Consider the following 19,050-nt stretch of genomic DNA (forward strand, 5'->3'; position numbering starts at 1 on the left):
CGGAAAATCGCGGAGGCCGCGGCCCCGCGCCCGGCGTCAGTCGCCGGTCGCTTCGGGGGTCGGACCGTCGAACTCGGGCGACCGAACGGGGTCGGCGCGGTCGTCGGCGCGCTCGGCTTCGTCCAGCGCCCGGATGTTCGCGAACAGGAAGCCAGCGAAGCCGACGCGGATCAGCACCGAGATGTAGTGGTTGATGAGAATGTCTCCGAACTTCGTGAACGCTCCCGCGTCCGAGATGAACGCGTACGCGATGAGCATCGCGAGGAGGAAAAGCAGGAGGTTTCGGGCCTTCCAGTGGAGCAGTCGCCGATCGGCCGAGCGGTTTTGGGCCGTCTCCCAGATCGGCCCCACGAACAGGTACGCGACGAAAACGTGCCCGCCAATGACGATCAGCGTCGAGACGAGCGTCACCAGACCGCCCGCTCTGGCGCCGAAGTTGAACGCAAGGACCTGCACTGCGGGGGCGGCGGTCACGATCGCGAGGTTCCGGCGCTTCGCACCGGCGAGCTTCGCGGTGACGAACCACAGTAACGAGTAGGCGAACACGTCGTTGGCGACGTTCGGCAGGGCGAAAAAGTAGCCGTGAGCCGAAAACGCGCCCACGCCGGCGGCCGCGAGGAAACTGCACACGGTACTGACGGCCATGACCGCCACGACGAGCCGACAGTAGTGATGGAGCCGCTGTGGAATCCGGCGGAGCCACAGGAGCAAGACCGCGAGGGTGACCGCGTACGCGACGCCGCCGACCGCGTACAGGGTCGGTTCGTCAATCATCGCTTCCCCCCACTGGCGCGCCGGACGGAGACGCGGCGATCGGGTCGTCTTCGTCGCCGGAGTCTTGGGTCTCGAACGAACTCAGCATCTCGCGGAGGTCCGCGGTCCGGTCGGCGAGCGTATCGGTTCGCTCGCGGACGTCGGCCATCGTCGCCGCGGTCTCGTCGGCGGTCGCCGCGAGGTCCTCGGATCGGTCCGCGACCTCCACGGCGACCTCGCGGACGGTCTCGACCGCGACCGCGACCTCCTCGGTCGCGGCCGCACCGTCGTCGGTCGCGCGGTTGATCTCCGCCATCGCGTCGTCGACGTCGGTGACCGTGTCGGTCAGTCCCTGCAGGGTCTGGCCCGTCGCCGTCACGGTTTCGACGCTCTCGTCGATGCGACGTCTGGTGTCGTCCATCTCTCGAGTCACGTCGGTGACGTCGCCCCGAACGGTCTCGATGATACTGCTTATCTGATCGACCGCGTCTTGGGTTTCGGCCGCGAGTTGCTTGATTTCGTCCGCGACGACCGCGAAGCCGTCGCCTTCAGCGTCGGCGCGGGCGGCCTCGATGTTGGCGTTCAGCGCCAGCAGGCCGGTCTGCTCGGCGATGTCGTCGATGAGTCCCGTCGTCTCGCCGACTTCTTCCATCCGTTCGTCGAGGTTGTCGACCAGCCGTCCGAGTTCGGTCACCGCCTCCTCGATCCGGTCGATCGCGTCGATCGCCTCCTCGGCGCGCTCGGCGCCGGCCTCGCCGGCCTCGGCGGCGTCGGTCGCTCGGTCGGCGACCTCGTCGGTCGTCGAGGCGACTTCCTCGATCGTCGCCGACAGGTCGTTGGCCTCCTCGACCGCGCTTTCGAGCTGGTCGGCCTGACTCGCGACGTCGTCGGCCAGCGACCGGATGTCCGCGGCGAGCGACTCGTGGCGCCGCTCGACCGCCGCGGCGTCGTCCGCGACCGCGGTGCTCGTGGTCTCGACCTCGGCGGCGAACGCGATGATCTCCTCGACGGTGGCGGACAGATCGGTCGCCATCTCCTCGTAGGCGGCGCCGATCCGTTCGATCGCCTCGATGTCGGTGTCCGTGTCGAGGCGGTGGCTGAAGTCGCCCTCGGCGGCCGAGGCCATCGCGTCGCCGACGTCCTCGGCCCGTTCGAGCAGGCGTTCGCTTCGCTCTTCGGCTTCCCGCTGGGCGGCCTCCGCGCGCTCTTGAGCGCGCTCGGCCTCTTCGCGGGCGGTCTCGGACTCCGCGAACGCCTCGTCGAGCGATCGCCGCATGCTGTCGAACGACGCCGCCAGACGGCCGAACTCGTCGGGGCGGTCGCTCTCGGGGGTGACGTCGAGATCGCCCGACTCGATGGCTTCGGCCGCGGCGGTGAGGTTCCGGAGTTCGACGCCGACGCTCCCGGCCAGAACGATACCGAGCAGACCGATATGAAGCGCGAGGACGAACAGCGTGGCGGCGACCGCCTGCCCCCCGGTCGCGCCGATCCGCGAGACGTCCATCGCGAAGAGGACGCCGAACACGACGGTCGCCCCGAGCGCGACCCCCAGCGCCGCGCCGATTCGGCGGCTGTACTTCTGCAAGATCCAGTCTACGGATACAGTCGTCATTTGCCAAAGCCGTATTCCCAAATGCAACTTTTAAACTTTTGGACCTAAGTATCAGACGAGATAATACACTCCGTGCCAGAGGACTGGACGGATGAACGGGGGACTTCGAGGCGCCCGTTTCGAGGCCGTTAGCACCGCGTGGCCGGTTGGTCGCCGGGCGGCGTCGACGAACCGGCGAGTTCGAACCAGTTACGCACCGCCGTGTCAGGCGATTTCGTCGGCGATCGCCACCGCCTCGTCGAGCCCGAGTTCGCGGTCGGCCGCATCGAGCCGGTCGAGGAGCCGGCGGACGCGCTCGTCGGTCGGCTCTCGGCCGGCCCGTTCGAGCAACCGGCGCGCCCCACCGCGGCCCGTCGCGGCGCCGAACAGGAGCCGGCGTTCGCCGCCGAACCGCGCGGGGTCGAACGGCTCAAAGGCGCTCGGCTCGGCCAGCATCGCGGCGGTGTGGAGCCCGGACTCGTGGGCGAACGCGTCCTCGCCGAGCAGTGGCGCGGTCGGGGCCACGTCCTCGCCGAGCGCGTCGAGAACCGCGCGCGCGCCGGGCAGTAGCGACCCCTCGTCGAGCCCGACGTCGACGCATTCGTCGCCGGCCAGCGCCGACGCGGCGACCGCCTCCAGCGAGGCGTTGCCCGCGCGCTCGCCGAGCCCGGCCACCGACACGTCGGCCTTCGCGACCCCGCATCGGGCGGCCGCCAGCGTGTTCGCGGTGGCGACCCCGAGGTCGTCGTGGAAGTGGACCCCGACCCGTTCGAGGTCCGTATCGAGCGCGTCGAGGCGCTCGACCACCCCCGTCGGCGTCCGGCTCCCGACGGTGTCGGCGACGGTGTAGAGGTCCGCGTCGACCGCCCCGAACAGGTCGTCGAGGGCGCCCGGATCGGTCCGGAAGCCGTCCATCGCGTCGAAGTGGACGCCGAGACCGGCCTCGCGGGCGCGGTCCGCGGCCGCCGTCGCGGCCGCGGTCAGCTCCACGCGATCTTTCCCGAGGACGTGTTCGAGCTGTCGGTCGCTGGTCGGGGCGAAGACGTTCACGACGTCGACGCCGGCCTCGATCGCCGCGTCGACGTCGCCCGGGACCGCGCGAGCGATCCCCGTCGTCGCCGCGTCGAGGTCGAGGCGGTCACAGACCCGGGCGGTCCGATCGTCCGCGACCGGGAAGCCGACCTGCACGTACTCGACGCCGAGCGCGTCGAGTTCGCGGGCGGCCGCGACCTTCCGGTCGACCGAGTACTCGACGCCGGGACGCTGTTCGCCCTCCCTGAGCGTCAGATCGAGGAGCTTCACACCACGCCCTCCTCGTGGAGCCGGTCGATCTCCTCGCGGTCGTAGCCGAGCGCTTCGAGCACCGCCCCGGTGTCCTCGCCGAGCGCGGGGGGGTCCGACGACTCGACGCGGTCGAACCCCGACGCCCGCGCCGGGAACCGGGGCGTCCGGACGCGACCGCCCTCGCCCTCGGTGGCCCGGACCTCGGCCAGCGCTTCGGTCGCCCGGAGATGCGGGTCCCCACAGACGTCTTCGGTGTCGTTGACGGGCGCGACCGGGACGCCGGCGTCCTGGAGTCGGGCGACGATCTCGTCGGTCCCGAACTCCGCGCAGGTCGCCGCGACGATCCCGTGGAGTTCCTCGCGGTTGTCGAGTCGGTCGGCGAGTTCGGCGAACCGGTCGTCGGCGGCGACGTCGAGGTCGAGCGCGTCGCAGAACCGCCGCCACTGGCGGTCCGACGACGGGCCGACGAACACCCACTCGTCGTCGGCCGACTCGAACACGTCGTAGGGCGCCCAGCCGGGGTGGCTCGCGCCCATCGGCTCGGGCACGTCGTCGTACGCCTGGGTGTACGCCAGCCAGTAGCCCATGAGCGCGACCGTGCTCTCGAACAGCGGGACCGTGACGTGTTGGCCCTCGCCGGTCGCGTCGCGCTGGCGGACCGCCCCGAGCACCGTCACCGCGGCGTACAGCGACGCCGCCATGTCCGAGAGGCTGGTGCCCGACCGGACCGGCGGCTCCCCGGGGTGGCCGGTCACGCTCATCACGCCCGAGAGCGCCTCCGCGACGGGGTCGAGCGCGGGGAACGACTCGTACGGGCCCGGATTGAACCCCTTGATCGAGCAGTACACCAGTTCGTCGTTCACGCCCGCGAGGTCGTCGTAGCCGACCCCGAGGCGGTCGGCGGTGCCGGCCGCGAAGTTCTCGACCAGCACGTCGGCCTCCTCGACGAGGTCGTGGAACACGGCCCGGCCCTCCTCGGACTTCAGGTCGAGGGCGACCCCGAGCTTGTTCCGGTTGACGTAGTTGAACGAGCTGTTGCCGATCGGGCTCGAATCCCGGACCGCGTCGCCCAGTTCGGGATGTTCGACCTTTATGACCTCCGCCCCGAGGTCGGCGAGCACCATCGAGCAGAACGGGCCGGCGATGATGTGACCGAGTTCGAGGACCGTCACGTCCGAGAGCGGGCGGCCCTCCCCGCCGGGCAAGAGCCCGGGCGCCACCCGGCCGCCGTCGGCGCGGAGCCGATCGTCGTCGAGGGCTCTGGAGCCCGATCGGGCCGGGCCTTCGGGGGGTCGGCGGTCGGTGCGGTCGTCGGAGCCGGTCGAGTCGGCGCCTGCAGTGCGGTCGTCGGAGCCGGTCGAATCGGCACCCGCCGGCCCGTCGCGGGCGGGTCGTCGGTCGGCCGAGACGCTGTTCGCGGGGAGAGTCGTGTCGTTCGTCATCGTATGAGGTGGTGTGGTGTCGGTGAGGCGAGTGGTGGTGTGGATGCGAGGCGGTCAGGGCGACTGGCGAGGCGTCTCGCCCGCGAGCGCGTCGCCGTGACAGATGGTCCGGCCGTCGGCGTCGAAGACGAACAGGTCCCCGGGATCGAAGCCGACGACGAGCTCGTCGCCGTGCTCGACCGCGCCGAACGCCGTCGAGACCGCGTCGACGTCGGTGCCGTCGGGGGTGTGACCGTGGACGACGAACTCGGTGCCGAGCTGTTCGACAACCCCCGCGATCACGGTGAGTTCGTAGTCGCCGCCGTCAGCCGAGAGGTACTGCGGGCGGATCCCGACCGTGATCGAGTCGCCGACCCGGTCGGCGAAGCGGTCGGCCGGCGCCGGCACCCCGAAGCCGTCGCCCGCGAGCGCGTAGCCGTCGTCGGTCTCGGCGACCGTCGCGGGCAACAGGTTCGTCGACGGCGTCCCGATGAACCGGGCGACGTACTCCGAGACGGGGGCGTCGAACAGCTCGCCCGGCGGGGCGAACTGTTCGAGCCGGCCCTGATTCAGGAGGATGACCTGATCGCTCATCGTCATCGCCTCGGTCTGGTCGTGGGTGACGTAGACGACCGTCGCGTCGAGCTCCTGGTGGAGGCGCTGGACCTCGACCCGGAGTTCGGCCTTGAGCTTGGCGTCGAGGTCGCTCATCGGCTCGTCGAGCAACAGGACGTCGGGGTCCTGGACGAACGCCGAGCCGAGCGCGACCCGCTGTTGCTGGCCGCCCGACAGCTCCGCGGGCATCTTCTCGAGCTGTTCGGTGATCTGGAGCGTCTCGGCCGCCTCGTCGATCCGGCGGTCGCGCTCGTCTTTCGGGACGCCCTGGACCTTGAGCCCGTAGCCGATGTTCCGGCGGACCGTCATGTGAGGGTACAGCGCGATGGACTGGAACACCATCGCGCAGTTGCGGTCCTGGGGCGACTGGCCGGTCACGTCCTCGTCGCCGAACGAGAGCCGGCCCTCGGTGGGGGTCTCCAGCCCCGCGATCATCCGGAGCGTCGTCGTCTTGCCACAGCCGGACGGGCCGACGAGCGTGGTGAACGACCCCTCGGGGATCGACAGCGTGAGGTCGTCGACCGCGACGTGGACCGAGCCGGCGGATCGGTACTCCTTGCGAACCGAGTCGAGGTGGATCGGACGTGCCATTATTCGAGTCCTCCGACGTTAAAGCCCTGCAGGAGGTAGTTCTGGAGGAAAACCGCGATGAGGAACGGGGGGATGCAGATGAGAAGCGACACCGCCATCGTCTCGCCCCAGCCGATGGTGACGCGGTCGAGAAAGAGGCTGGCGCCGACGGTGATGGTGTACATCTCGTCGTTGCTCATCACGACCCGTGACATCGTGAAGTCGTTCCACGCGACCGCAAACGAGAAGATCGCCGCCGAGATGTAGCCGGGGCGCGCGACCGGCAGTACCACGTCCCAGAGGGTTCGAGTCCGACTCGCGCCCCGGACCCACGCCGACTCCTCCAAGGAGATCGGCACCGTCTGGAAGTACTGCCACATCAGCCAGATGGTAAAGGGCGCCGAGATGGCGGTCAGCGCCATCGTCAGCGCGAAGTAGCTGTTCAGCAGGCCGAGCGAGAAGAAGATGACGTACAGCGGGATCGCGAGCACGATCGGGCTGAACATGTACGCGAACAGCACCGCGCGGGCCGCGACCGTCTTGCCGGTGAACTCGAAGCGCGTGAGCCCGTAGCCGGCCGCCACCGCCAGCGCCGTCGAGAGGACGGTCGAGCTCGCGGTGACGATGAGGCTGTTGGCGAAGTACTGGATCGTGTTCGTGTCCTCGATCAGGACCCGGAAGTTCCGGAGCGTCAGCGAGTCGATCAGCAGGTTCACGTCGCCGCCGCGGAACACCGCCGCGGGCGACTGGACCGCGACCGCGACCATCACGTACACCGGGACGGTGACGAACACCGCGACCAGCGCCGCGACGAGGACGAGCGCGATCCGCTTGATGCGAGTCTGGAGCCGCTGGGGGACGACCGAGCCGGCGGCACCTTCGCCGAGCGCCATCAGTGGGTCACCTCCTTCTCGGGCTCGAAGACCCTGAAGTAGACGACCGCCACGCCGGCGAGCAGGAAGAACATGATGCCGGCGAGCGCGGTCGCGGCGCCGAAGTTCACCTCGTTGAACGCGAGCTCGTACACCCGGATCGGGAGGGTGGTGGTCGCGTTCAGCGGCCCGCCGCGGGTCGAGAGGTAGATGATGTCGAACTTGTTGAACATCCAGATGCCCCGCACCAGGAGGATGATGAGGATCGCCCCCCGGAGGTGGGGCACCGTGATGTCGCGGAACGCCTGCCACGTCGAGGCGCCCTCGACGCGGGCGCGCTCGTAGAGGTTCGGGTCGATGGCCTGGAGCCGGGCGAGCAGGATGAAGAAGGCGAACGAGCCGAACTTCCAGACGCTGGTCACCGCGACCGCCGCCATCGCCCACTCGATCGTCGAGAAGAACGCGATGGGGTCGGCGACCACCCCGAAGTCGACGAGCCACTGATTGACGACGCCGATGTTCGGGTCGAAGAGGAACTGCCAGATGAAGATGACCACGAGCGTCGGCAGGAGATAGGGAAAGATCATCATCGTCCGGAGGACGCTCCCGCCCCGGATCTGTTGGTTGACCACCAGCGCGAGCCCGAGCCCGAGCAGGAGGCTGAAGACGGTGGTCGAGACGGCGTAGAGCACGCTGTTCCAGAGGAAAAGCGGGAACTGCTCGGCGGTCAGGATCTCGACGTAGTTCGAGAGACCGGCGAACGAGGCCGCCCGCGTGGGGTTCTCGAAGAGACTCATCCCGAGGGCGTAGGCGATGGGGATCGCCCAGACGAGGGTGAAAAACGCCGCGAGCGGGAGGAACGTTGCGAGCAACAAGAGCCGTCGCTCGTCGAACTCGGCGAGCGAGGACCTGACGGACGTGACCGTACTCATAGTGGTGGGAGAGGAGGCGTCTCAGTCCTGGAGGCCCCGGAGCTCTTCGGCGACCCAGTCGACGGTTTCCTCGGGCGAGCGACCGCCGACGAGCAGCTGCTCGGCCGACTGACCGAACACCTGCTGGCCGTAGGCGTCGGCCGCGACGATGTTTGGCGCGCCGTCGTCGCCGGTCGCGAGGACCGAGGTGAACGCGTCCCAGTTGTCCCGGACGAGTTCCATCACGTCGGGGTGGTTCTGGATCGTCTCGTTGTTCCGGACCGCCTCGCTGTCGAGGCCCTCGCGGGTCGGCGGGAACTGGAACAGCGGCGCCGAGAGCACGAAGTCCATGAACCGCTCGGACTTGCTGAAGAAGTCGACGAACTGCCGGGCGCCGTCGGTCGCGCCCCCGGAGTTCCAGACGACGTGACCCTCCATGTACGCCCACCACTTGTCCTGACCGTTGCCGTCCGGCACCGGGAACGCGGTCGGCGAGAGCTTCTCGACGAGGTCCGGACGGTTCGCGGAGATGGTGAGAATCGGGAGCCCGCCGACGCTCATCGCGGCCGCGGCGTTCTCCTGCTGGAGCGCGGCGATGGCGTCGCCCCACTCCCAGCCGGAGCCGTTCGGCGCGTACTCGGCCATCTGCTGGACCCACTCGTAGGTCTCGATGGCCCCCTGACGGTTGTCCTCGTCGTCGATCGTGACCTGAATGTCGTCGGACGGGCCGCTGTAGATGTCGACGTCGTTCTGCCAGTGGTACTGGGTGATCGACGTGTCGGCGTTGTTGGTCTGGCCCGACTGGACGACGTAGCCGTTGATGTCTTCCTCCTCGGAGACGCGCTGGGCCTCGGACTGCCAGGTCTCCCACGTCGTGGGGTTTTCCTCGTAGATGTCGTTTCGGTACCACCCCATCAGGGGCTCGACCATCGTCGCCACGAAGTACGACTCGCCGTCGACGTTGACCGGATCGGGCAGGCCGGTCCCCTGGACCGCCTCGCTGACCGGCGCGGCGTCGCCGTCTCGCTGGTAGCGGTAGGCGTCCGCGGACGTGTCGAAGACGACGTCCGGGGGGTTGCCCGCGGCCCGCATCTTCTGGAGTTGCTCGTCGGTCGAGGTCCCCTTCGACGTGTAGGTGACGTCGACCGTGTAGTCGTGTTCGCTCTCGAACTCCGAGATGATCTGGTCGATGACCTGCTTGGAGTCGCCCCGGTCCGAGAGGTACTTGATCGTGGTCTGGGTCGCATCGCCCGATTCGACCTCGCCGACGGTCGTCGCGGAGTCGCCCTCCGAGTCCGACTCGGAACCGCCCGTACAGCCGGCCACGGCGACCGCCGTCGCCCCGCCGGCCGCGGTCAGGAACTTGCGCCTCGTCGAGTGCTGTCTAGCCATGTGAATACATACCATACTAAGGCGTGGAATGTCTTCGCCCTACACCAGTAGGCTCTTTAAATAGTCCGGCTCAGTCGGCGCCGGTCTCGGCCGCGTCGAGCGCCGACCCGGAGTCGTCCGACGAGAACGCGCCCCGTCGGTCGCCGCCGTCGAGCGCGTTGCGCAGGAGCGCGCGCTCGGCCTTTCGGAGGTGTTCGAGGAACGTGGCGTGGCTGATCTCGAGTTCCGCCGCCAGCGTCTCGGCGTCGGTCTCGCGGGGCCACTCGTAGTAGCCGGCGTCCAGCGCGAGCGCGACCACCTCGGCCTGCCGGTCCGAGAGCATCGTCTCGGCGGCCCGGTACGGCGTGAGCTGGGCGAGCCGCACGGAGCCGATCTCCCGGAGTTCGGCCACGATGTTCCGGAGGTCCTCCCGGCGGAAGACGACGATGTCGAACGCCCGCTGGGTCCCGTCCACCCGGTCCCACCACTGCATCATGCCGTGGTTTGACCGGATGATCGGGAGCGCGCCGCAGGCCCGCTTGGTGAGCTTTATGTGCGTCTCGTCGACTCGCTCGACGTTCGAGACCTGCTCGGAGTCCTCGAACGCCGCCACGAACTCCGCGACCTTGTCCTCGGCGTCGATCACGAAGGAGATGTGCTCGTCGTCGAGGACCTCCTCGTGGTTGACCGTGAACGACGTGTTCCACCGATCGGTGACCTCGCTCAGGACGCAGTCGGTCCGGAGATCGAGATAGAGCTTGGCGCGGAACATCCAGTAGAGTCACGTAGTGAGGATTATTAACGTTTCGCGTGATAACTCGTGTCGATCGCCCCGACGCGGGACGGCCGGCCGAGTCGAACCCGCCGAACACGCCGAGCGACGCCGATCGGCGGCGTTTCGGCAACAGCAGTTATCACGACGGCTGTCGTGACGTGTGTACCATGGCTGAATACGGCTCGGACGCGACGACGACGCGAGCGGGGCAGTGGGACGGGGTCGGGAACCGGACGGGAACCGCACCGTCGGCCGGGGCGGGGCCGACCCCGCGCGAACAGTGAGCCTCGCGTCACTGCTCGATCGCGACCGGAACCGCGCGGCGTGGTGGCTCTACATCGGTTTTCTGGGGCTCGGCGTCGCCTTCCTCGGCTACTCGTTTCTGGGCACCTTCGTCTTCGGCGTGTTCGTCTACTACGCGTCGCGGCCGGTGTTCGGCCGAGTGCGATCGCGGCTCGGGCGCGACGGCGCCTCGGCGGCTGTGACCCTGCTGGGCTTTGTGGTCCCGGTGTTGCTGATCGTCGGGTACGTTCTGGCGGCCGGACTCCGGGACGTCGCGTCGCTGTCGGGTGTCGGTCCGGACGAGTACGTCCAACTGCTCTCGCCGTTCGTGAACCTCGGAGCGCTCGGCGAGGGCCAGCGCGACGCGCTCGCGACCCTCCTGAATCAGCCGGGGCGACTCCGGTCGCTCCCGTTCGATCGGCTCCGGAGCCTGCTGACCAGCGGTCTCGCGGTGCTCGGGTCGGCGATCAACGCCCTCGTTCACGTCACGCTCGCGTTCGGACTCGCGTTCTTCTTGCTCCGGGACGGCGATAGCGTCGCCGAGTGGTTCCGGCGCAACGTGGCCCCGCCGGACTCGGCCGGCCACGCCTACGCGAAGGCGGTCGACGACGACCTCGAAACCGTCTTCTTCGGCAACGTGGTGTTCGTGTTCACGATGGCGGTGTTGGCGGCGGTGATCTACTACGGCTTCAACCTCGTCGCCCCGGACCCGCTCGGAATCCCGTTTCCCGTGTTGCTCGCGCTACTGACCGGGATCACGAGCCTGATCCCGCTGGTCGTCAGCAAACTGGTGTACATCCCGCTGGTGATCTACCTCGGGACGGTCGCGTTCCGGACCGGCGGGGTGGCGCTGGTGTTTCCCGTCGGCCTCCTCGTGGTCTCGTTTCTCGTGCTGGACATCTTACCCCAGACGTTCCTCCAGCCGTACATCTCGGGGCGACAGATACACACCGGCATCATGATGTTCGCGTACCTGCTCGGTCCGCTGTTGTTCGGGTGGTACGGCTTCTTCCTGCTCCCGCTTTTCGCCGTGCTCGTGCTTCAGGCGGTCCGCATCGTGTTGACCGACCTGCTCCACGGCGACCGCCTCACCTCCGCGGTCGACGCCGCCCCGTCGCTCGGCGGCGATCCGCCGGGGGAGTCCACCGGCGCTGACGGCGGGGAGTAGTCGAGAGAGGGAGAAGAGGGAGAGAGCCCGAGAGAGGGAGAAGAGGGAGAGAGCCCGAGAGAGGGAGAAGAGGGAGAGAGCCCGAGAGAGGGAGAAGAGGGAGAGAGCCCGAGAGAGGGAGAAGAGGGAGAGAGCCCGAGAGAGGGAGAAGAGGGAGAGAGCCCGAGAGAGGGAGAAGAGGGAGAGAGCCCGAGACTCGGAACCACACCGGCCGACGCGTGGTTCCGCGACGCACACAGTTAAGGCTCGAAGCGAAGATACGAGGCGTATGGAGTACGTCAGCCTCGGGTCCACCGGAACGAAGGTCTCGGAGATCTGTTTCGGAACGTGGCGCTTCGGCAAGGAGTCGAACGGCACCGTCGAGACCGACCGCAAGACCGCCCACGACCTGCTCGACACCGCGTACGAACGCGGGGTCAACTTCATCGACACCGCGAACGTCTACGGCGACCCCAACGGCACCGCCGAGGAGTGGATCGGCGACTGGCTCGCCGACCACGACCGCGAGGAGTTCGTGCTCGCCTCGAAGGTGTACTTCGGGTTCGACGACGGCCCGAACGATCGGGGGCTCTCGCGCAAGCACATCCGGGCCCAGATAGAGGGCACGCTCGACCGCCTCGGCACGGAGTACCTCGACATCTACTACATCCACCGGTGGGACGACGAGACGCCGATCGAGGAGACGCTCCGGACGCTGAACGACCTCGTCCGGGAGGGGAAGGTCAACTACCTCGCGGCGAGTTCGATGGCGGCGTGGAAGCTCACGAAGGCCCTCTGGACCAGCGACGTCGAGGGCCTAGAGCGGTTCGAAGTGACCCAGCCGCGGTTCAACCCCGCCTACCGGGAGCCGGTCGCGGACTACCTCGACGTGTGCGCCGACCGGGGGCTCGCGGTCTGTCCGTACTCGCCGCTCGAAGGCGGCTTTCTCACCGGCAAGTACGAGCGCGACGCCGCCGGGCCCGAGGGGTCCCGGGGCGACCTCTACGAGTGGGACGACCGGTGGGACGACCGTCAGTGGGCGGTCTTAGACGCGATCCGGGCGATCGCCGAGGCGGTCGACGCCACGCCCGCGCAGGTGACCCTCCGGTGGCTGGCCGACCAGCGCGAGTTCCAGTGTATCCCCATCGTGGGCGCGCGGACGACCGACCAACTCGAAGAGAACCTCGGCGCGACGGAGATCGACATCTCGGACGACCAGTACGACCGCATCGCGGCGGCCGCCGAGTAGGACGGCGCCGGCTCGCCGTGGGCGCCCGCCGCGCCGGGTTCCGGCACGCTCGGAGTTTTATACCCGTCCCGAAAACGTACTCGCGTGTCCAGCGACGCCGACCCGGACGAGCCCTCGCGGTCCAGCACCGTCGGGCTCGTCGCGGGCGTGTTCCTGCTGTCGACCGCGGCCGGCGCCTACGAGATCGCGCCCGCGAGCGTGCTCCCGCTGGTCAGAGAGTCGCTCGGGATCGGCGCGACCGCCGCGGGGTGGCTCGTGAGCGTGATGTACCTGACCGCGGTCGTCGCCAGCGTCCCCGTCGGGATCGCGCTCGACCGGGTGTCGGTCCGCAGGGCGGTCGCGGCCGCCGGCGTCGCGCTCCTGATCGCGGGCGCGTGGGGCTGGGCCGCCGCGGTCGCGGGGGCCTACTGGTGGCTGTTCGCGTCCCGGATGCTGGGCGGGCTGTGTTACGTGATCGTGTGGAACGCCGGCGCGAACCTCGCGGGACAGGCGGTCGAACCCGACGTGCGGGCGACCGCGGTCGGGCTGTTCACCGCGAGCGCCCCGGTCGGGTTCACGCTGGGACAGTTCGGGAGCCCGCTGCTGGCCGAGCCGTTCGGCTGGCCGGCCACGCTGCCGGCGTTCGCGGCCATCGCGGCGGTCGGGGTCGGAGTCTTCCTGCTTGCGACCCGGAACCGCCGGCTCGCGGTCGAGACCGGCCAGCCCGACCGGGCGGAGTTCGCCGCGCTGTTCACCGACCGGGCGGCCTGGACGCTCTGTACGCTGAGCTTCCTCGGCTTTTCGCTGTATCTCTTTCTCAACAGCTGGCTCCCGAGCTACCTGACCGAGGGGCTCGGCGTCTCGCTCGCGGCCGGCGGGGCGCTCACCGCGGTGTTCCCGGCGGTCGGCGTCGTCTCGCGGACCGGCGGGGGCGTCCTCTCCGACCGGCTGTTCGGCGGCGCCCGGCGGCCGGTCGCGGTGCTTTCGTTCGTGGTCGCCGCGCCCGCGATCGCCGGCTTCGTCGTCTTCTCGGCGGTGCCGGTCGTGGTCGCGCTGATCGTCGTCTCGGGGTTCGCGGTCCAGCTCGCGCTCGGCCTGCTCTACACCTACGTCGCGGAGGTCGTCGCGCCGGCGGTCCGGACGACCGCGGTCTCGATGCTGACGAGCGTGGGGCTGTTCGGCGCTTTCGCCGCACCCATCGCCGGGGGCGCCGTCATCGAGCGGGCCGGCTACCTACCGGCGTTCGGCCTCGCGGCCGCCCTCGGGGCGCTCGGCGCGGTGATCGCGTGGCGCGCGCCCACCTCGGAGACGCCGACCGGAGGCTGAGGCGGTCTGCCCGCGGATTCCGGGTCGGGGCGGGCCGGGTGGCCGGAAACGCTAATGGCGCTGGCTCCCGACGACTAGAGCCGGAGGGTGGGAACATATGGCAGACAAACCGCACCAGAACTTGGCCATCATCGGTCACGTCGACCACGGCAAATCAACGCTGGTCGGGCGACTCCTCTTCGAGACGGGGAGCGTCCCGGACCACGTCATCGAACAGCACCGCGAGGAGGCCGAGGAGAAGGGCAAGGGCGGCTTCGAGTTCGCCTACGTCATGGACAACCTCGCCGAGGAGCGCGAGCGCGGTGTCACCATCGACATCGCCCATCAGGAGTTCGAGACCGACGAGTACTACTTCACCATCGTGGACACGCCCGGCCACCGCGACTTCGTGAAGAACATGATCACGGGGGCCTCGCAGGCCGACAACGCCGTCCTGGTCGTCGCGGCCGACGACGGCGTCGCGCCCCAGACCCAAGAACACGTCTTCCTGGCGCGCACGCTGGGGATCAACGAACTCATCGTCGCGGTCAACAAGATGGACGCCGCCGACTACGACGAGACGCGGTATCGGGAGGTGATCGCGGAGGTCAAAGACCTGCTCGATCAGGTCCGGTTCGACACCGCCGACGCGAGCTTCATCCCGATCTCGGCGCTGGAGGGCGACAACGTCGTCGAGCGAAGCGACGAGATGCCGTGGTACGACGGCGAACTCGTGCTCGAAGCGCTCAACGGCCTCGAAGCCCCGGAGCCGCCGACCGACGCGCCGCTCCGACTCCCGATTCAGGACGTCTACACCATCTCGGGCATCGGAACCGTCCCGGTCGGCCGCGTCGAGACCGGCGTCCTCAACACCGGCGACAGCGTCTCGTTCCAGCCAAGCGACGTGGGCGGGGAGGTCAAGACGATCGAGATGCACCACGAGGAGGTGCCGCGGGCCGAGCCCGGCGACAACGTCGGGTTCAACGTCCGGGGCGTCGGCAAAGACGACATCCACCGGGGCGACGTCTGTGGTCCCGCCGACGACCCGCCGTCGGTCGCCGAGACCTTCACCGCCCAGATCGTGGTGATGCAACACCCGTCGGTCATCACCGACGGCTACACGCCGGTCTTTCACGCCCACACCGCGCAGGTCGCCTGCACCATCGAGTCCATCGACCAGAAGATCAACGCGGCCTCCGGTGAGGTCGAGGAGGAGAACCCCGACTTCATCCAGTCGGGCGACGCCGCGGTCATCACGGTTCGCCCGCAAAAGCCCCTCTCGATCGAGTCCTCGAGCGAGATCCCCGAACTGGGGAGCTTCGCGGTGCGGGACATGGGCCAGACCATCGCGGCGGGCCGCGTGCTGGAAGTCAACGAAGGGTAGGGGAAATCGCGTCGAGCGCGCCCGCGTTCGCGCGGCCACATCGGTTCATTTTACTGTCCGAGCGGAGTCGGTCTACACATGGGTTTTGGTAGCTACGACGAGTCCGAACAGCAGGATCAGGACAACGACATCGACGAGGACGCCGCGGTCAACGTCCACGAGAACGACCACCACGGCGAGGTCTCGTTCGACTCGGAGGCCTCTCAGGACGAGCTCCTCGACAAGCTCGACGAGATCAAGGGCGCCGACGAGGAGTAGCGGCCGGCGACCACTCAGGTCGCGCCGACCTACGCCGACTCCGTGTTCGACCCGCGCCACGCCTGCACGAACGGGACAACGAGCGACACCGCCGCCAGCGCGAAGATGCCGAGCGTGAGCGGTTCGGAGTAGAAGATTTCTAACGAGCCGCCCGACAGCTTGAGCGACCGCCGGAGGTTCACCTCCGCGATCGGCCCCAGGATGAGCCCGAGCACCATCGGCGCGAGTGGGTAGTCTTCGACCCGCATCACGTAGCCGAGCGCGCCCGCACCGAGCGCGACCCACACGTCGAGGACGTTACCCCGGAGCGCGAACGCTCCCACGATCGAGAGCACGAAGATCGCGGGCCAGAGGTACTTCCCCGGGAAGTCGATGAGCCGAGCCCAGTAGCGGGCGCCGACCAGCCCGAACACCAGGATGACGACGTACACGGTAAAGAAGCCGACGAAGATGGCGTAGACGAGTTCGGGTTCGTCCTGAAACAGCCCGGGGCCGGGCCGGATGCCGTGGACCATCAGCGCGCCGATCAGGATCGCGGTCACCGAGTCGCCGGGGATACCGAGGGTCAGCGTCGGGATCAGCGCGCCGCCGGTCGAGGCGTTGTTGCCCGATTCGGCCGCCGCCACCCCGCGGATGTCGCCGTCGCCGAACGTCGCGGCCGCGCCCTCGACCCAGCGTTTGGCCTCGTTGTAGGTGACGAACGACGCGATGTCGCCGCCAGCGCCCGGGATCGCGCCGATGAACGCCCCCGCCACGCTCGATCCGACGACGACGTTGCTGATCTTCGAGAGGTCCGCCCGCGAGGGGATGACGTTCGTGAACTCCTGGGAGACCTGCTCGGTCTCGATGCCGCGCTGGTAGCGCAGGAACCCCTCCGCGATGCCGAACAGCCCGATCATCACCGCGATGAACTGGATGCCGGAGGTGAGCGGTTCGAAGCCGAACGAGAAGCGGGGATACGCCAGTACGGGGTCGAGGCCAACCGTCGCGAGCAGCATGCCGAGCAGGCCCGAGACGAGCCCTTTGAGAAGCGAGTCGCCGCTGACGCTGGCGATGATCGTGAGCCCGAACACCGCAAGCGCGAAGTACTCCGCGGAGCCGAACTCGATGGCGACGCTCGCGATCTGTGGTGCTAACGCCGCGAGCAACACGACGCTGACCGCGCCGCCGACGAACGACGCCACCGTCGCCACCGCGATCGCCCGGCCCGCGAGTCCGCGTTCGGCCAGCGGGAAGCCGTCGAAGACGGTCGCGGCCGCGCTCGGGGTCCCGGGCGTCCGGATCAAGATCGCGGGGATCGAGCCCGCGTACAGCGCGCCGCCGTAGATGCCGAGCAGGAGCATCATCCCCTCGGCGGCCTCCATGCCGAACGTGAACGAGACGAGCACCGCGACGGTCATGGTCGCGGTCATCCCGGGGAGCGACCCCATCGTCATCCCGATGAGCACGCCCGCCACGATGAGCGCGAGCGCGAACGGCTGGTAGACGATCGCGGCCCCCTGCAGGAGGTTGCCGACGACGCTCATCTACGCCACCCCCAGAACCAGCGGGAGCGACGGGAGAAACTCCGAGAGCGACACGACGCTCCCCTCCGGGAGCGGAACGCGCAGGAACGCCCGGAACACGTAGTGGAGTACCACCGCGATGGCGACCCCGAGCGGGACCGACGTGCGGAGCCGCCTCACCCCGGAGTACCACATCAGCCCGACGAGAAACCCCAGCGTTCCGAGGACGAACCCGACCGCCGGCATCACGAGCACGTAGGCAAGCAGGAACCCGGCCGGGACCGCGAACCGGACCACCGCTTCGGTCCCCACACTGTGGGTTCGAGGGTCGCGAGCGACCACGCTTCGAACGAGCAGTACGGCCGCCAGCAGAGCGATCGTCGCCGCGATGACTCGGGGGAAGAAGGCCGCGCCCGGGGTCTCGCCGAACCCGCTCGGGAAGTCGCGACTCGCGACGAACACGCCCGCCGACAGCGCTACCAGCAGCGCCGCGCCGACTTTATCGGTGTGTCGAATGTCGATAGCCATTGAAAAACTCGGAGTGGCCCGGTCGCGTCCCGACCGGATTACGAGCTCGTCGTCTCAGACGCTGTCGTGGTTCCCGACTCGGTTTCGGTGCCGCCGTCGCCGCCCGGTCCGAGACCGAGGTTGGCGACGATCTCCTCGAAGCGGTCGAGTTCGGACGCCATGAACTCGCCGTACTCCTCGGGGCCGCGGTTGACCAGCCCGAAGCCGTTCTCGTCCAGGAACGACTGGAAGTCGTCGGACTCGTACACCGACTGGAACGCGCCGTTGAGCGTCTGGACTCGCTCGTCGGGCGTGCCCGACGGGACCCCGAGCCCGCGCCACGCGCCGATCGTCACGTCGATGTCTTTCTCCCGGAGAGTCGGCACGTCCGGGAACAGGTCGTTGCGCTCCTCGCCGAACACCGCGAGCATGTTGAGCGGGCCGTCCTGGACCTGCGGGGCGACCTCCGCGGCGCTCGCGGTGGTCGCCTCGACCTCGCCGTTGACCACGGCTTGGGTCGCGGGCGCGCCGCCGTCGTAGCCGATGTGCTCGACGTCGATGCCGACCTGCTGGGCCATCTGGGCCGCCGAGAGGTGCCAGATCGCGCCGATCCCCGAGTTCGAGATCCGGATCTCGCCGGGGTTGTCCTCGGCGTAGGAGACGAACTCCTCGATCGTGCTGTACGGAGCGTCCTCGTGGACGGTCAGCGACGCCGGATCGAAGTTGTACTGCATCACGGCGTCGAAGTCGTCGGGCGTGATGTCGGCGATCCCGAGGTGCGAGATCGTGGCGATCTCGACCGTCAGCACGCCCACCGTGTGGCCGTCGGCTTCGGCGTTGGCGGCCGCTCGGAAGCCCGCGCTCCCGCTCCCGCCGGTCTGGTTCGTCACGAAGACGGACGTGTCGAGTTCGTTCTCCGCCAGCGAGGCGAGCTGGCGGGCGGTGCGGTCGGTGCCGCCGCCGGCCGCCCACGGAACGATCAGTTCGATGTCGTCGCTCGGGTACTCCTGTGCGGCGCCGAGACCTGTCAGTCCGGCGAGTCCGACCGCCGAACCGACGCCGGTCGCCTTGAGAAACCGTCGCCGTCCTGTCGATTCGAGTATCGCGTCGTTGTCTTCCCCCACCATTCCACCACCAATGTTTTACTATATCGGATAAGAACTTTTTTGCCTATTTTGTTATGTTAGTTCGGGAGGAAGGTGTGAGCCCGGTCGCGGGCGCGCGACGGCCCCGGAGACGGCGGAAATCCCGAGTCGGGGGCGCGAACCGGG

General features: G+C 68.7%; 17 protein-coding genes. 5 read left to right on the forward strand and 12 right to left on the reverse strand.

The annotated features are described in order from the left end of the window. Positions 1-36: 36 nt before the first annotated feature. The 9 genes from EPL04_RS16825 to EPL04_RS16865 all read right to left on the reverse strand — a co-directional run bounded on the left by EPL04_RS16825 (position 37) and on the right by EPL04_RS16865 (position 10,160). Positions 37-774 carry a bacteriorhodopsin gene (locus EPL04_RS16825; protein WP_134672340.1) on the reverse strand — a complete coding sequence of 246 codons (738 nt, stop codon included), beginning with the start codon at positions 772-774 and terminating at the stop codon, positions 37-39. Further along, entirely contained in the window at positions 767-2,365 is a 1,599-nt protein-coding gene (locus EPL04_RS16830; RefSeq protein WP_134672341.1) for a methyl-accepting chemotaxis protein, read from the reverse strand. Before EPL04_RS16830 ends, EPL04_RS16825 begins: the two co-directional genes overlap by 8 nt. 204 nt (positions 2,366-2,569) lie before the next feature. Further along, positions 2,570-3,646, reverse strand: coding sequence for a LeuA family protein (locus EPL04_RS16835; protein WP_134672342.1), 1,077 nt, complete (start codon positions 3,644-3,646; stop codon positions 2,570-2,572). After that, positions 3,643-5,070 (reverse strand): CaiB/BaiF CoA transferase family protein, encoded by a 1,428-nt coding sequence (locus EPL04_RS16840; protein WP_134672343.1) that lies wholly within the window; start codon positions 5,068-5,070, stop codon positions 3,643-3,645. Before EPL04_RS16840 ends, EPL04_RS16835 begins: the two co-directional genes overlap by 4 nt. Before the next feature lie 54 nt (positions 5,071-5,124). Next, positions 5,125-6,255 carry an ABC transporter ATP-binding protein gene (locus tag EPL04_RS16845; protein WP_134672344.1) on the reverse strand — a complete coding sequence of 377 codons (1,131 nt, stop codon included), beginning with the start codon at positions 6,253-6,255 and terminating at the stop codon, positions 5,125-5,127. After that, positions 6,255-7,127 carry a carbohydrate ABC transporter permease gene (locus tag EPL04_RS16850; RefSeq protein ID WP_134672345.1) on the reverse strand — a complete coding sequence of 291 codons (873 nt, stop codon included), beginning with the start codon at positions 7,125-7,127 and terminating at the stop codon, positions 6,255-6,257. The genes EPL04_RS16845 and EPL04_RS16850 overlap by 1 nt, the downstream gene beginning before the upstream one ends. Next, a complete protein-coding gene (locus EPL04_RS16855; RefSeq protein ID WP_134672346.1) occupies positions 7,127-8,038 on the reverse strand; it encodes a carbohydrate ABC transporter permease in 912 nt (303 codons plus the stop codon). Before EPL04_RS16855 ends, EPL04_RS16850 begins: the two co-directional genes overlap by 1 nt. Positions 8,039-8,059: 21 nt before the next feature. Then, complete coding sequence (locus tag EPL04_RS16860; RefSeq protein ID WP_134672347.1) at positions 8,060-9,409, reverse strand: ABC transporter substrate-binding protein; 1,350 nt, start codon at positions 9,407-9,409, stop codon at positions 8,060-8,062. A gap of 70 nt (positions 9,410-9,479) precedes the next feature. Further along, entirely contained in the window at positions 9,480-10,160 is a 681-nt protein-coding gene (locus EPL04_RS16865; RefSeq protein WP_134672348.1) for a helix-turn-helix domain-containing protein, read from the reverse strand. Positions 10,161-10,374: 214 nt separating this feature from the next. Between EPL04_RS16865 and EPL04_RS16870 the strand changes: the two genes are divergently transcribed. The 5 genes from EPL04_RS16870 (at position 10,375) to EPL04_RS16895 (ending at position 15,767) form a co-directional block, all read left to right on the forward strand. Then, positions 10,375-11,613, forward strand: a complete 1,239-nt coding sequence (locus EPL04_RS16870; RefSeq protein ID WP_167599507.1) for an AI-2E family transporter — start codon at positions 10,375-10,377, stop codon at positions 11,611-11,613. Positions 11,614-11,881: 268 nt separating this feature from the next. Then, positions 11,882-12,841: an aldo/keto reductase gene (locus tag EPL04_RS16880; RefSeq protein WP_134672350.1), complete on the forward strand. Its 960-nt coding sequence runs from the start codon at positions 11,882-11,884 to the stop codon at positions 12,839-12,841. Positions 12,842-12,925: 84 nt separating this feature from the next. Further along, entirely contained in the window at positions 12,926-14,146 is a 1,221-nt protein-coding gene (locus EPL04_RS16885; protein WP_134672351.1) for an MFS transporter, read from the forward strand. Positions 14,147-14,243: 97 nt separating this feature from the next. After that, positions 14,244-15,509 (forward strand): translation elongation factor EF-1 subunit alpha, encoded by a 1,266-nt coding sequence (gene tuf, locus EPL04_RS16890; RefSeq protein WP_134672352.1) that lies wholly within the window; start codon positions 14,244-14,246, stop codon positions 15,507-15,509. 78 nt (positions 15,510-15,587) lie between these two features. Further along, on the forward strand, positions 15,588-15,767 hold the full coding sequence (locus tag EPL04_RS16895; protein WP_134672353.1) for a DUF5786 family protein: 180 nt from the start codon (positions 15,588-15,590) through the stop codon (positions 15,765-15,767). Positions 15,768-15,796: 29 nt separating this feature from the next. Here EPL04_RS16895 and EPL04_RS16900 read toward each other — a convergent pair whose 3' ends face one another. The 3 genes from EPL04_RS16900 to EPL04_RS16910 are packed head-to-tail and all read right to left on the reverse strand — an operon-like array spanning position 15,797 to position 18,906. Further along, the gene (locus EPL04_RS16900) at positions 15,797-17,293 is read right to left on the reverse strand and encodes a tripartite tricarboxylate transporter permease (protein WP_134672354.1); all 1,497 of its coding nucleotides are present in this window, start codon (positions 17,291-17,293) and stop codon (positions 15,797-15,799) included. Next, complete coding sequence (locus tag EPL04_RS16905; protein ID WP_134672355.1) at positions 17,294-17,800, reverse strand: tripartite tricarboxylate transporter TctB family protein; 507 nt, start codon at positions 17,798-17,800, stop codon at positions 17,294-17,296. It lies immediately after the preceding gene. Positions 17,801-17,838: 38 nt separating this feature from the next. Continuing rightward, positions 17,839-18,906, reverse strand: a complete 1,068-nt coding sequence (locus EPL04_RS16910; RefSeq protein ID WP_134672356.1) for a Bug family tripartite tricarboxylate transporter substrate binding protein — start codon at positions 18,904-18,906, stop codon at positions 17,839-17,841. Between the last annotated feature and the right edge of the window lie 144 nt (positions 18,907-19,050).

The sequence above is a fragment of the Halorussus marinus genome, assembly GCF_004521895.1.
In the GTDB taxonomy this organism is placed as follows: domain Archaea; phylum Halobacteriota; class Halobacteria; order Halobacteriales; family Haladaptataceae; genus Halorussus; species Halorussus marinus.